The following is a 14,365-nucleotide window of genomic DNA, read 5'->3' as shown; positions in this document are numbered from 1 at the left end:
ATGAAAATTCCAATTCGCCATTTTGAATTAAATCGATAGCACTTTAATTTGCTGAAGCATAATGTCAATTTAAAAGAGGTTTTTTATATTTCATTTTTCTAATATATTATCATGTCATTATCTAAAAAAATGCTGAGAGATATAAAAATCAATAAGGCACAGTTTATTGCAATATTTCTAATGGCATTTTTAGGTATTTTTGCATACTGCGGAATATATGCGGAGTATTACGGATTGGACCAAACTTCGAATGGATTCTACACTGATACCAATTTAGCTGATGGCTGGATTTACAATACGACTTTTGATGAATTGTCACTTGATAAAATAAACGAATTTTCAAACCAATCAGATAGGCAGGTAGTTGTTCAATCAGTTGCAGATATAAATCGAGATCCGGACATTACATTGCATTTTGTAGAGAATGGAACGATTTCCAAGTTTTATTCGGTTGAGGGTGAAGACTTTAATCCTCACGATGAATCTGGAGTATGGTTGGATAAACGTTTTGCCGATGAAAGGGATTTTTCCGTTGGGGATAATATCACATTCGAATTTGAAGGCCATAAGATCAATAAAAAAATTAGGGGTTTAGGTTATTCTCCGGAATATATCTATGAAGCGTCTCCCTCTTCCTTAAATCCTGATTTTTCACAAATAGGATTTGCTTACCTTTCAGCTGAATCATTTCCTGGAGATTTGCACTATAACAGATTGCTGGTCAAATATAATCAATCAGATAATGAATTTAAAGATGAATTGGATAAATCAATTGATTACCTGTCATTCACCAAAAAAGAAGACCATCTTAGTGTTGCCAAATTTGCAGATGAAATGGCGCAGCACAAAATGATTGGGGATGTTTTTCCGATTGTGTTTATTCTGGTGACATTCTTAACTCTTTTGACTACAATGAACAGGATTGTTGCCCATCAGCGTACTCAAATAGGGATATTAAAGGCTGTCGGATTTAAAGATAAAACAATAATCCTCCATTACCTTTCATATTCATTTTGGCCAGTTCTGGCGGGAGCCGTCTTAGGGGTTATCACAGGACCTATGATAATTCCTCAAATGTTTTATCCGACAATGGCTAAAGGTTACAGCATGCCTAGTTGGCATCCGGGCTTTGACATGAGCTTTATCTATATTGCAGCATTGATGGTTATTTCATCTGTTTTTGTTACATATCTGTCATGCAGGAGAATTTCAAAAGAAAATCCTGCAAATACATTAAGGCCAAAGGCTCCAAAGATTTCCTCAAATGGACTCATTGAAAAATCAAAATTATGGAATCATTTAAGCTTCAATTTCCGTTGGAACTGGAGGGATGCAAAAAGAAATAACTTCAGAGCTATTATGGCTATCGTTGGGGTAATGGGGTGTGTTGCCTTGCTGATTGCTGCATTCGGTATGAATGATAGTATGAACGAATTAAAATCTTGGGAATATGATGACATCTGCCATTTCGAATCAAAATTGCTGCTTTCAAATAATGCCACTCCAATGGAGCTGAGTCATATCATTGATGAAACTAACGGCAGCTATATTATGCAGCAATCAATCGAGATAAAGGCAAATGATATGGAAGACACGGTAAGCCTGTTAGTTTCGAACAACACGGATTTGATATCGTATACTGACAGAAATAAGGACCCGATTGAAATTGAAGAAGGAGATGTTTCAATTTCCAGAAAACTTGCAGACACTTTCAATTTGAGTGTTGGCGATAAGATAAAATGGCACATTGTTGGTAGTGATGAATGGGTAAATTCAAAAATTGGTCAGATTCATGCAGAACCGATTTCACAGGGTTTGATAATGTCTCCAGACACTTTAGAAGATCAGGGATTGAATTTCACTCCAACCAATATACTGACTAAGGAAGAATTCGGCGAAAACTATGATTCAATCAAATCCGTTTCAACCATAGATAAAATGAAAAAAAGCTGGGATGAAATAACGGAAGCAGTAATGATGATGGTTTACGTAGTGACAGTTGTGGCAGTGGCTCTGGCCATTTTGGTATTGTACAATTTGGAAATTTTATCATTTACTGAGATGGAAAGGGAGGTTGCAACATTAAAGGTTCTAGGGTTTAAAACAAATCTTTTAAGGAAATTGCTGTTAACACAAAATATAATTTTCACTTCCATAGGATTTGTTTTAGGAATTCCTCTTGGTTTTTACTTCATGACCTTGATGTTGAATGCTGCAGGGGACTCCTTGTATTATGTTCCTTCTTTAACATGGGGCAATATCCTTTTGACTGCATTCATAACATTTACAATATCAATTGGTGTTAATCTATTGTTTTCAGATAAAATTAGGGATTTGAACATGGTTGAAGCGCTTAAGGATGTTGAATAATGTGATAGTGAACGCTATTTAAAATTATTTTCTAACTTTTTTTATCCTTTTCTCCTTTTCTTTCGAGCAGGAAGCTCTTCATACATTGCTTCAATCAATTCTTTTAGAAACTCTCTGTTTTCAACATCATCAACGAGCAGCATTTCCTTTGCACCTTCATAGGGCAATTCCATATCAGCATCAGGCATCATTTTCATGGCTGTTTTCACAGGTTTGATAAGGAAACGGTCATCGTAAATGCCTCCGATAATCTTGTCGCGGTAATAAATGATGTATTCACCCATCATCGCCCTATAGGTTATGTCATCCAGGTCTGACAGTTGCTCCAATATATATTCTAAATATTCTTTACTTGATGCCATATTAAATCACTTCTCATGTATTTTATTTATTGACTGTAGAATAAATAATAATGCTATGAACAGCCATGCATTGGGATAATTTATGGTTCCGGCCGGTACAAACAGCAATAATCTGATTATTGCCAAACCGGAAATGAATTTAATTGAAGCTTGAGAAAATCCATCATCTCACTGCAGTTTTTTTAAAATAATTGATATTGACTTCATTTATAAGCAGTTGATAACTTTACAGCTATTTTGATATGCAATTTGAGATATAATCAAAAAGTTTAAAACATGGTTTACATAATTATAATTAAGGTGATATCATGGAAGATGTATATGAGTGGAAAGGATTGAACGGACAACTTGTAACATTTAAAAAGGAAGTTGGGGATGCTGAAAAAATTACTTTTGTTGGATCTCCTGGTGTTTGCACCCCATTCGCTGAGTTTTTAGCATATTCAGTCAGGGATAAAGAAACTCATTTTATTCCCCTGCTGGACATTTCTGATTGCCATGAATTTGAGTCAAAACCATATGCAATGGTGCTTAAAGATGAGGTTTCCGACCCTCATGACTCCGATGTTGTAGTATTGTTGGGAGGATTGTCCATGCCGAAATATGATGTCGATACAGAGGAAATTAAAGATTTGGTCAATGAAATCTTAAAGGAAGACGGTCAGCTTATGGGTGTTTGCTTCATGGACATGTTTACCAAAGCGGGATGGCTTGAAAAAGTCGATTTTGACTGCGTTATTGACGGAACATTAATCGGAGTGGTTAAAAAATAATCTTTAAAGAGGTTTTTTGAAATGAATAACAAAAGTATTATTGCAATAGTGATTTTACTTTTAGCTATTTTATCATTAGTTTTGGTTTATTCCTTCGATGAGGTTGGTGATGTAGATAAAACATCGATTACTGTATCTTCAGAAGGACCATTTCCATTATCAGAATTAATTAAGGATATTAAGACTGCCGAGTATTACAAGGGATATGATAATGCAACTCTTGCTTGGATGGAGTCTTTGGGAGACAAACAAGTCTTTGTGGCTAATGATTCATTTGTAGTGATGAATGGCTGGGATGCCAGTAAGATTCCTTCAATATATGTATGCGATGCATATATTGAGGAGTTTATAGACTGTAAAGTCTTGGAAAATCGTTCTATTGGTGATGTTAAGTATCCTAAAGACGTACTTTTAGTAGAACATGTTGATTATCTTGGACAGAAAACATATGATCTTCAGGGCAGTTAACTCTTTTTATTTTTTTAAAATAACATATCATAACATCATGATATGAAAACATTTAAATACATAAATATATTATAATATTATTTGTAGATAATATATGTGATGGAAATGAAAGATAGTAATCTTGATGGAAAAAATGAGGATATGTGCGAAGTATTCAATGCTCATGAGGATGCTGTAAATCGTGTTAAAGAGCGTATGCTTTCAGAAGAGCAATATTTGGACTTGTCCGAATTTTTTAAAATTTTTAGCAACCCAACAAGATTAAAAATTATTTCACTACTTGCAGTAGATGATTTATGTGTTTGTGATATTTGTGAGGCTCTTGATTTAAACCAAACTACTGTTTCAAATCAATTGAGAATATTACGTTCAAATAATATTGTCAAATTTCAAAAAGAGGGTAAAATGGCAAGATACTCCTTAACAGACCTTCATATTGAAATGATTTATAAAGTAGGATTAGAACATATATTAGAATAAGTTTAATCAGGTGATAACATGGTTGAAAATAGATGTTATGATTCTGATTGTGCAGATGAAAATTGTCGCAATCCAGAACATTATAATCATATCTGTTTTGATCCAGAGTGTGACGATACTCACTGTGAAAATCCAGAACACTATAATAAAAAATTATTAAGAGATTATCAAGAAAAAACCGATTTAAGCGTATATGACCACAGGGAAGAAATAGACTACAGCGAAGATGTTGATATTAATCTTTGTGCTTGTCCTGATTGTGCAGATGATAATCACGACCATGACCACAATCATGACCATGACCATCATGATCACGACCATCATGAGCATGAGCATCATCATGACCATGACCATCATAATCACGACCATCATGAGCATGAGCATCATCATGATCACGACCATCATGAGCATGAGCATCATCATGACCATGACCATCATGATCACGACCATCATGAGCATTCTCATGAGGAGGATGTTTGTACTGATGATGATTGTGGTTGTCATGATCATGATCATTCTCATGAGGGGCATCATCACCATCATGACCATGATGATGATATTGAATTTAGCCTTTGTGCTTGTCCCGATTGTGCAGATGAAGACGAGCATGGACATGACCATGGACATGAACATGCGCATGGGGATGGGGAACTGTTAGCTGAAGGAAAACCATTGATAGCTAATAGGCCTATTCAAATCATCGTTGCGAGCGGAATATTATTTGTTTTAGGACATGTTTTTGAATGGTTGTCCTTTGACCCGACAATTGTAACTGTTACTTATATGATTGGTGCGATAATTGCAGGTTATGAAATTGCTATTTTAGCTTATAAATCATTAGTTAACAGACATACTATTGGTCCTGCAATGTTAATGTGTATTGCTTGTGTTGCATCATTTATTATAGGTCATCCTGAAGAAGGTGCAGCAGTAACTTTCCTTTACTACATTGCAGAATTTTTAGAAGACTATGCTGAACTTAGGGCTACACGTTCAATTAAATCATTGGTCGAAATCGCTCCGGACACTGCAAGAGTTAAAGTTGGAGACAAAGAGGAAATTAAAAACGTTGATGAAGTAGACATTGATGACATTGTTATTGTAAAACCTGGTGACAAAGTACCTTTGGATGGTGAGGTTGTTTTGGGTTCTTCTTCAGTTAATCAGGCATCCATTACTGGAGAAAGTGTTCCAGTATTAAAAGAAGTAGGTGATGATGTATTTTCAGGAACTGTCAATGAGGATGGATATCTGGAAATTAGGGTAACTAAAGCAGCTAAGGATTCAGTTATCTCAAAGATAGTTACTTTAGTCAAAAGATCACAGCTCAACAGGTCTGAAACTGAAACCCTGGTTGAAAAAGTAGCCAAATATTATACTCCAATCATGATGGTTGGAGCTATCTGCGTTGCATTAATTCCACCATTATTCTTTTCTCAAAACTTGACCGATTGGGTTTATAAGGCTCTTTCATTACTGGTAATTTCATGTCCTTGTGCATTTTTGATTTCAACACCTGTTGGAATGGTATCTGCCATTACTTCAGCCACTAGAAATGGGGTCATTATTAAGGGAAGTACCTATGTTGAAGAGATGAGAAATGTTAAGGCGGTAATCTTTGATAAAACCGGTACTTTAACAGAAGGTAAATTAAAGTTAAGCGGTATTGAAGTATTGGATGAAAATTATTCAAAAGAAGATATTGTCAAAATCGCAGCATCTTTGGAATTCCACTCTTCTCACCCGATTGCACAAGCAATTGTTAACTATGCAGATGAGAATAATATCCATTTCGATAATATTGATGACTTTAGGAATGTTCCGGGTAAAGGAATCATTGCTAACATTAACGGTGAGCAATTCTATGCCGCCAACGAATCTTTAATTGAAGGAAGTTCATTTGAAATTTCAAGAGAGGACATAAATAAGTATTCCAGTGAAGGAAAGACATTAATATTTGTCGGAAACTCACAAAAAGTTTTAGGCATGATTACTGTGTCTGATAAAATCAGGGATAATGCTTCACAAGTCATTTCTGATTTAAAAGAGAAAGGCGTGCAAACAATAATGCTTACAGGCGATAATAAGTTTGCTGCAAAAAGTGTTGCTGATGAAATCGGAATTGATTATGTTTATTCCAATCTAATGCCTGAAGACAAATTGAATATATTGGACACAATCAGAAACAAATTCGGTGATGTTGCAATGGTTGGTGACGGTATTAACGACGCACCGGCACTTGCACGTGCAAATATTGGTATTGCAATGGGTGCAGCAGGTTCTGATGTTGCTATTGAGACTGCAGATGTTGCATTGATGCAGGATGATATATCAAAACTTCCATATCTATTTGCTTTAAGCCGTAAAACAATGGGAATAATTAAACAGAACATTACTGTAGCTATTGCAGTGAAACTACTATGTGTAGTGCTTGCAATTTTAGGAATTATTACATTAATGATGTCTGTTGGTTTTGGAGACTTAGGTTTGACACTTTTAGTTATCTTGAACTCCTTTAGAATTGGAATGGTGAAAGATCCACTATTCTAATTTCACTTCTTTTTTTTTAATTTTTCCATAGTAATACTTTTTTTAATTTTAATCGTAATTTTTATATACTCGTGACGGATATATATTGTATTGTAATATCTTTATAAAAATAAGTATTACTCAAATCTTAAATTTTTATAATTTTGTAATACTATCTATGATATTACTTTAGATTTTAATTAAATGTAATTTATGTTGGGGAAAAATAAAATGGAAACAAAATATATTATAGGCGCAGTTGTAGCTATACTTGCAATAATTGGTATAGGTGCAGTTGCTATGGGAGGCGGAAGCACAGAACATGCTCCAAATGAATTGGTCGCTTGTGTTGCTGCTCACGGTGAAGAACCTGAATTCGGTTTTGACCCAATGCATGGTTGGGGATATCACGATTCTGGAACAGAACCACTTATTCAAAGTACAATTCTCAAAAGAGATAAAGACAATAATTTCGTAAATGATTTGGCTACAAACTATACTGTTTCTAGCGATTATAAAACTTATACAGTAACTATTCGTGATGATGTTAACTTCACTGATGGTTCTAAATTAACTGCTAATGACGTTGCATTTTCATATACCAAAGCTAAAGAATTAGGTGAAGGAGCAGATTTAAGTTCCATGCTTAATGCAACCGCAAGTGGAAATACTGTAGTATTTACCCTTAATAAATCCGATTCAACTTTTATTAACAAATTGACTGATGTTGGAATTGTTCCTGAAGCTGGTTATAATGAAGATTCCTATGGACAAAACCCTATCGGTTCCGGTCCTTATAAATTAGCTCAATGGGATAAAGGACAACAATTCATCCTAGAAAAAAATCCTGATTACTATGGTCCTGAACCATACTTTGAAAAAATAACTAATTTATTCCTTGATCCGGATGCAGCATTTGCAGCAGTTAAAAACGGTGATGTAGATATTGCTGAAGTACAACTTGCATATGCAAACGAAACTGTAGACGGATACCACTTAGAATACTTCGATTCTATTGATGTACGTGGAATATCATTACCAACACAAATGGATGAAGGAAAAACAAGTGAAGATAATGTTACAATAGGTAACAATGTAACAGGAGATCCTGCTATTAGGGAAGCATTAAACATAGGTATTGACAGAAAATCCTTATTAGATGGCGCATTTAATGGTTACGGTAATGTTTCCTACACTGGTGTAGCTGGTCAATTACCTTGGGCATTTGAAGCTCCATTCAAAGATGGTCAAGTTGATGAAGCTAAAAAAGTTCTTTCCGATGCTGGTTGGAATGATACTGATGGTGATGGTATAGTAGAGAAAAACGGTACAAAAGCTGCATTCTCAGTATATTATAATTCCAAAGCAACCGAAAGACAAGCTATTGCTGTAGCTGTTGCAGAACAAGCTAAAGAAATTGGTATTGAAATTACTCCGGTTGGCGGAAGCTGGGATGATATTGATCCTAATAAATACAGTCAAGGAGTAGTTTGGGGATTCGGTTCAGCTGACCCATTTGAAATCGAACACCAATATGATTCAAGAGTGGCTTGTGTCGGTTATGATAACTCTGAAGGTCTCAATGATACTGAAGTAGATAAATTAATCGATACTGCAATGACTCAAGATTTAAACAGCTCCTATGCAACTTGGTCTCAAGCAGCTCAAAAAGCGGTATCTAATTATCCATACTTATGGGTTGGTACTGTAGATTACACTTACTTTGTAAGTGATTCATTAGACATTTCCAATGGCACACACCTTATTTACCCACACGGTGGAGATATCTGGGGTAATATCTATGATTGGAAACGTATTAATGAAACTGCTAAATAAATAATTCAAATATGAGATGATTTATTATTTATAAATCATTCTTTTATTCTTTTTTTTAAAACAAAGTTAGACGAGATGATTAAAATTAACAATAAAAAATTAGCCAAGTTTTTAGGATTTAAAGCTGTTAGATTACTAATTTTATTAATTGTTATTGCTGCAATCAGTTTTATAATGATACAATTATCTCCAATTGACCCTGTAAAAGCTTATCTTGGACAAAGAATTGTCAGTCAGGAACAAGTTGCCATCATAGGAGAATATTGGGGAACAAATCTGTCCTTGGCTGAAAGAGTTATGGGTTGGCTTCAAACATTGGCAACTGGAAGTATGGGATTTTCTTTAATCTATAGGGTTCCTGTAACTGAAGTAATTGTACAAAAATTCACAGCTTCATTAACTCTTATGGTAGTTTCTTGGGTGATTTCTGCAGTTGTAGGTTTTGGTTTGGGCGTAATTGCTGGTGCAAAGGAAGGCTCTTTTGCAGATAAGGCAATTAAAACATACTGTTACATTTTGCAGTCTACACCTACTTTTTGGATAGGATTAGTCTTTTTAATGGTTTTCTCCGTGTATTTAGGTTGGTTCCCTATTGGTCTTTCAGTTCCAATAGGACAATTATCCGATACGGTAACATTTTGGCAATGGTTATACCGGTTAATATTGCCTGCAATAACTTTAAGTATTGTAGGAATTGCTTCTCTTACAATGTATACTAGAGATAAACTTATCAGTGTAAAAAGAAGCGATTATTTCTTATTTGCACAGGCCAGAGGTGAAAGTTTCTGGGGCATAATCAAAAATCACGGAATAAGAAATATTTTACTTCCGGCAATTACAATTCAGTTCTTATCTTTCAATGAGCTATTTGGTGGAACAATCCTTGTTGAACAAGTATTTGCATATCCTGGAATCGGTCAAGCAACTGTGGCTGCAGGATTAAGGTCAGATGTCCCATTATTATTGGGAATTGTGATTATTAGTGCAATTTTTGTATTCATGGGGAACTTTTTTGCTGATTTGATTTATCAATATGTTGATCCAAGATTAAGGAGTGAGGATGATGAGTGAACTTCCATGGTATAATAGGGGATTGTTTAGTTCTTTAAATTTAAGGCAAAAAACACTTTTGACTATTGGACTAACGGGATTGGTTCTGCTGGTCATTTTTATAAGCGGATGGCTGATTGATGCTAATTTGCCTACTGATTTTGCAATAAAAATGAAACCTCCTTCATTCGAGCATCCTTTTGGTACTGATTGGATGGGTCGTGACATGTTCATTAGGACATTGGAAGGTTTAAGTTTAAGTATCATGATTGGGTTGGCTGCATCAGTGCTTTCTAGTATAATAGCCACTCTTTTAGCGTTTCTTGCTAGTGTAAATAAGTTCTGTGATGAATTTGTATCCTGGTTGATTGACTTATTTGCATCAATACCTCATATCTTGTTAATCATGATGATTTCTATCGGATTAGGTAAGGGCGCATTTGGAGTAATGATGGCAGTGGCATTCACTCATTGGGTGAATCTGACAAGGGTGCTTAGAGCTGAAGTATTGCAAATTAACACATCTGAATATGTTGCATTATCTAAACGGTTTGGTAAAAACAAATTATGGATTGCAAAGGAACATATCCTGCCTTTAGTATTATCTCAAATATTTGTTGGAACATTACTTGTATTCCCACATGCAATCATGCATGAATCAAGTGTAACTTTCTTAGGTTTTGGTCTATCACCACACGAACCAGCAATTGGTATAATATTGTCCGAATCAATGACTTACCTTGCGATGGGCGCATGGTGGTTAGCATTCTTCCCAGGCCTTGCATTATTGATTGTTGTATTGCTGTTTGATATTATAGGAGATAATTTAAAACGGTTAGTTGATCCTTCACAAGCAAATAATTAGATTGGTGATATTATGGGAAATTTGTTAGAAGTAAATAATTTGTCAATAGCTTTTACGCAATATGTTCAAGGATTAAATAGGCATGATTTAAAAGTAATATCTGATTTAACAATAGATGTTAATGAAAATGAAATCGTTGCCATTTTAGGTTCCAGCGGTTCAGGTAAAAGTCTTTTAGCTCATTCAATCTTAGGTATTTTGCCTTACAATGCTCATGTAACCGGTGAGATTAAATATGGAGGAAACGTTTTAGACCAGGATTTGAAAGAAAAGTTAAGAGGTAAGGAAATCTGTCTGATACCCCAGTCAGTAAATTTTTTAGATCCTCTTATGAAAGTTTCCGAACAGGCAATTGGTGAATGTAAGGATGAAAAGGAACATGCCGAGAAAAAAATAAAGCAACGAGAAATTTTTGATAAATATGGATTGGATGAAAGTGTTGATGATTTATATCCTTTCGAATTGTCCGGAGGAATGGCAAGAAAGGTATTATTGTCAACAGCATTAATAGGCAATCCTAAATTATTGATTGCTGATGAACCGACACCAGGTCTTGATAAGAAAAGTGTTGAGGAAACAATCACTGACATTAAAAATCTAAAAGAGAATGGTAAAGGTGTTTTGCTTATTACTCACGAAATTGATGTTGCTTTAAGAACAGCAGATAGAATTGCAATATTTTATTCAGGTTATGTGATTGAAATTAATAATGTCGAAAACTTCAAAAATGCGGATGATGTATTGCACCCATATACTAAAGCGTTAATTAATTCACTACCAAGAAATGGTTTTAAGCTAACTGAAGGGGTTCAGCCATTGGATGATGTTCCAGGATGTCCTTATTGGGAAAATTGTCCAATACGTTTGGATAAATGTGAAAAGAATAAACCAGAGTTAGTTGAACATGATGGTGCAATGATTAGGTGTTTCAATTTTGAGGGGGCTAATGATGGAGCTTAAAGCAAATAATATTTCTTTTTCATATAATAAAAAAAGGCAAATATTAAAGGATATTTCATTATCTGTTAACAGTAATCAAATCATTGGCTTAATAGGAGATAGTGGTAGTGGAAAATCTACATTATGTAAAATATTGTCCGGCCATATTTCACATTATTCCGGTGAAGTGACTATTGATGGTAAAAAAATACCTGATAAGGATTTTTATCCGGTACAATTAATTTTCCAACATCCTGAAAAGACTATGAATCCTAAATGGAAAATGAATAAAGTATTAAATGAATCATGGAATCCTCCAAAAGATTTAAAAGATGCTTTTGGTTTAAAGGATTCATGGTTGACACGTTGGCCTAGTGAACTTTCTGGTGGAGAATTGCAACGTTTCAGCATTTTAAGGGCTCTCAATCCTAAAACTAGATTTATCATAGCTGATGAGATTTCCACTATGCTCGATGCTGTAACACAAGTACAAATCTGGGAAGCACTTATCAATCATGCAAAAGCAAATAACATTGGGATATTGGCAGTTAGCCACGATGAAGAGCTGTTAGATGTATTGTGTGATGATATCTTAAAGTTTAATGAAATAAATAATATCTAAAATTGAATTGAATCTATAATTTAATTTTAGATTTTTTTTCTTTTTTTGTAAATAACTAATTTTATATCTGAATAAATTTTAATAGTTACTTATGTTAAGTAATGATTCTAGCAGTGTAGACATAATGCTTCAAAATCCAAAAAAAGCGTTGATAAAAATGTCTATTCCTTTAATAATTTCATTACTTATAACTAGTTTTTATAATTTAATAGATGCCGTGTGGGTTTCTGGCCTTGGAGCCGATGCGCTTGCAGGTGTAGGATTTTTCACACCAATATTCATGATCTTGGTTGGTTTTGGTAATGGTCTGGGTTCAGGTGCAGCATTCGCTTTGTCAAAGTATCTGGGCGAAGACAATAAACAAAAGGCAGATAATGCTTCTATTCACTCAATAATTTTGGATATTATCGTTTCATTGATTTTAACTGTAATTTTATTAGTATTATTAAATCCGATTTTAAATGCTATGGGTGCGGGTCAAACTATTGGTTATGCAACTGATTATGGTGTGATAATTCTTTTAGGGTCTGTTTTCATTATCCTTTCTAATGCATTATATGGTATTTTCAGGGGTGAAGGAGATACCACTCGACCGATGTATGCAATGATTGCATCAGCAATTTTAAACATGATTTTGGACCCTATTTTCATCTATTCCCTGAATTTGGGTGTTAAGGGTGCAGCTATTGCAACAATTATCTCAGCCGTATTTGTGATTTTAATTTTGATTTATTGGTTTTATATAAAAAAAGACACATATCTGAAGCCGAATCTGGTTAACTTTTCTTTTCAAAAGGATATTTCAATTGATGTAATCAAGGTAGGTATTCCGGCCAGCATCCAACTTTTGAACAATGCATTCTTTGCAGCGGTTTTTTCAGCGTTGCTGGCTTTTGTCGGGTCAACTGATTCAGTTGCTGTTTACTCAACAGGTTGGAGGATAGTAACAATTGGAACCACTCCTCTTTTAGCTATAGGGACTGCATTAATAAGTGTTATTGCTGCCAATTATGGTGCTAAAAATTATAAGAATATTCGGATAGTTCATAGATATGCCATGAAGGTATCCATCGTCGTTGCATGTGTTGTAGCTATTCTGACTAATGTTTTTGCAGGCGATATTGCATCAGTTTTTGCTTCATCCGCAAGCAGCGTTAGGATTTTGGGAGAGCTTACCAGTTTTCTTTCTTGGATAGTTATATATTACCCTACAATGGCAGTTGGTGTCGCATCAACTTATGTGTTCCAGGGAATTGGAAAAGGAATAACTGCAATGTTTCAGACAATTATGAGGGAAACAGGTTTTACAATATGTTTTGCAGTTCTTTTAGGGGTTGTTTTAGGTTATGGTGTGTGGGGCGCTTGGATGGGTATTGTTTTAGGTGAAATAGTATCGAATAACATTACTATGATATGGGCTGATTGGGAAATTAAAAGGTTGATAAATATTAATGACTAAGTGCCATTAATATCCTTTAAGTAAATTTTATCATCACATATGGTATCAACTAAATCCATATCGTGACTTACGAGTAAAAATCCCATTTTCCTTTCTTTTACTACTTTTAAAACTGAATCTAGGATTTGCACTTGTGTTATTGCATCGAGCATTGTTGTCATTTCATCGGCTATTAGGAATTTTGTATTTGGATTTAGTGATCTTAACACTGAAAATCTTTGAAGTTCCCCTCCGGATAGTTCCTGAGGGAATCTTGTTAGCCATGTTTTTTGTATACCGAATTCCTTTAAAAATTCATCCGGAACGTCCCATGATTCATTTAATACTTGTTCCATTTTCCATTTAGGATTCATTACTTTTTCAGGGTGTTGGTAGATTAATTGCACAGGTTTGAATCCTTTTTTGGGAATAGGCTGTCCATCAAAGGTTACAGTGCCTTCGTATTTTGTAACATAGCCGGATAATATCTTACATAATGTTGATTTTCCGCTTCCACTGTCTCCAATTAATCCGATTATTTTGTTATTGTCCAATTCTAAGTTAACATCTTTTAATAGGTATTTCTTTGCAGAAGGATATTTGAATGAGATATTTGTTGCTTTAAGTTCCATC

The 14,365-nt window shown here is 34.6% G+C and carries 13 protein-coding genes; 11 read left to right on the top strand and 2 right to left on the bottom strand.

Translation table 11 applies throughout. The features are described from left to right. Window positions 1–111: 111 nt before the first annotated feature. A complete protein-coding gene (locus E7Z77_RS04520; protein WP_292750735.1) occupies window positions 112–2,370 on the top strand; it encodes an ABC transporter permease in 2,259 nt (752 codons plus the stop codon). 41 nt (window positions 2,371–2,411) lie between these two features. Here the strand turns inward: E7Z77_RS04520 and E7Z77_RS04515 are convergent, their stop codons facing one another. Continuing rightward, the gene (locus tag E7Z77_RS04515) at window positions 2,412–2,732 is read right to left on the bottom strand and encodes a TfoX/Sxy family protein (RefSeq protein WP_292750733.1); all 321 of its coding nucleotides are present in this window, start codon (window positions 2,730–2,732) and stop codon (window positions 2,412–2,414) included. 308 nt (window positions 2,733–3,040) lie between these two features. Between E7Z77_RS04515 and E7Z77_RS04510 the strand changes: the two genes are divergently transcribed. From E7Z77_RS04510 to E7Z77_RS04465, 10 genes are all read left to right on the top strand, one after another. Beyond that, entirely contained in the window at window positions 3,041–3,505 is a 465-nt protein-coding gene (locus E7Z77_RS04510; protein ID WP_292750731.1) for a DUF2124 domain-containing protein, read from the top strand. Between the two features lie 21 nt (window positions 3,506–3,526). Further along, complete coding sequence (locus tag E7Z77_RS04505) at window positions 3,527–3,973, top strand: hypothetical protein (RefSeq protein WP_292750729.1); 447 nt, start codon at window positions 3,527–3,529, stop codon at window positions 3,971–3,973. Between the two features lie 105 nt (window positions 3,974–4,078). Beyond that, window positions 4,079–4,453: a metalloregulator ArsR/SmtB family transcription factor gene (locus E7Z77_RS04500; RefSeq protein ID WP_292750726.1), complete on the top strand. Its 375-nt coding sequence runs from the start codon at window positions 4,079–4,081 to the stop codon at window positions 4,451–4,453. An 18-nt stretch (window positions 4,454–4,471) separates the two neighbouring features. Beyond that, window positions 4,472–7,003, top strand: coding sequence for a cation-translocating P-type ATPase (locus E7Z77_RS04495; RefSeq protein WP_292750724.1), 2,532 nt, complete (start codon window positions 4,472–4,474; stop codon window positions 7,001–7,003). A 210-nt stretch (window positions 7,004–7,213) separates the two neighbouring features. Then, entirely contained in the window at window positions 7,214–8,818 is a 1,605-nt protein-coding gene (locus tag E7Z77_RS04490) for an ABC transporter substrate-binding protein (RefSeq protein ID WP_292750722.1), read from the top strand. Between the two features lie 75 nt (window positions 8,819–8,893). Continuing rightward, complete coding sequence (locus E7Z77_RS04485; protein WP_292750720.1) at window positions 8,894–9,889, top strand: ABC transporter permease; 996 nt, start codon at window positions 8,894–8,896, stop codon at window positions 9,887–9,889. Beyond that, the gene (locus E7Z77_RS04480; RefSeq protein ID WP_292750718.1) at window positions 9,879–10,733 is read left to right on the top strand and encodes an ABC transporter permease; all 855 of its coding nucleotides are present in this window, start codon (window positions 9,879–9,881) and stop codon (window positions 10,731–10,733) included. The genes E7Z77_RS04485 and E7Z77_RS04480 overlap by 11 nt, the downstream gene beginning before the upstream one ends. 12 nt (window positions 10,734–10,745) lie before the next feature. Further along, window positions 10,746–11,693 carry an ABC transporter ATP-binding protein gene (locus E7Z77_RS04475; RefSeq protein ID WP_292750716.1) on the top strand — a complete coding sequence of 316 codons (948 nt, stop codon included), beginning with the start codon at window positions 10,746–10,748 and terminating at the stop codon, window positions 11,691–11,693. Further along, window positions 11,683–12,294 (top strand): ATP-binding cassette domain-containing protein, encoded by a 612-nt coding sequence (locus E7Z77_RS04470; protein WP_292750714.1) that lies wholly within the window; start codon window positions 11,683–11,685, stop codon window positions 12,292–12,294. The genes E7Z77_RS04475 and E7Z77_RS04470 overlap by 11 nt, the downstream gene beginning before the upstream one ends. Before the next feature lie 91 nt (window positions 12,295–12,385). Beyond that, window positions 12,386–13,753: an MATE family efflux transporter gene (locus E7Z77_RS04465; protein ID WP_292750712.1), complete on the top strand. Its 1,368-nt coding sequence runs from the start codon at window positions 12,386–12,388 to the stop codon at window positions 13,751–13,753. Here E7Z77_RS04465 and E7Z77_RS04460 read toward each other — a convergent pair. Continuing rightward, window positions 13,750–14,364 (bottom strand): ATP-binding cassette domain-containing protein, encoded by a 615-nt coding sequence (locus tag E7Z77_RS04460; protein ID WP_292750710.1) that lies wholly within the window; start codon window positions 14,362–14,364, stop codon window positions 13,750–13,752. The genes E7Z77_RS04465 and E7Z77_RS04460 overlap by 4 nt on opposite strands. Window position 14,365 lies beyond the last annotated feature (1 nt).

Source organism: Methanobrevibacter sp., assembly GCF_015062985.1.
Classification (GTDB): domain Archaea; phylum Methanobacteriota; class Methanobacteria; order Methanobacteriales; family Methanobacteriaceae; genus Methanocatella.
This window is presented reverse-complemented; position numbering and strand designations above follow the sequence as displayed.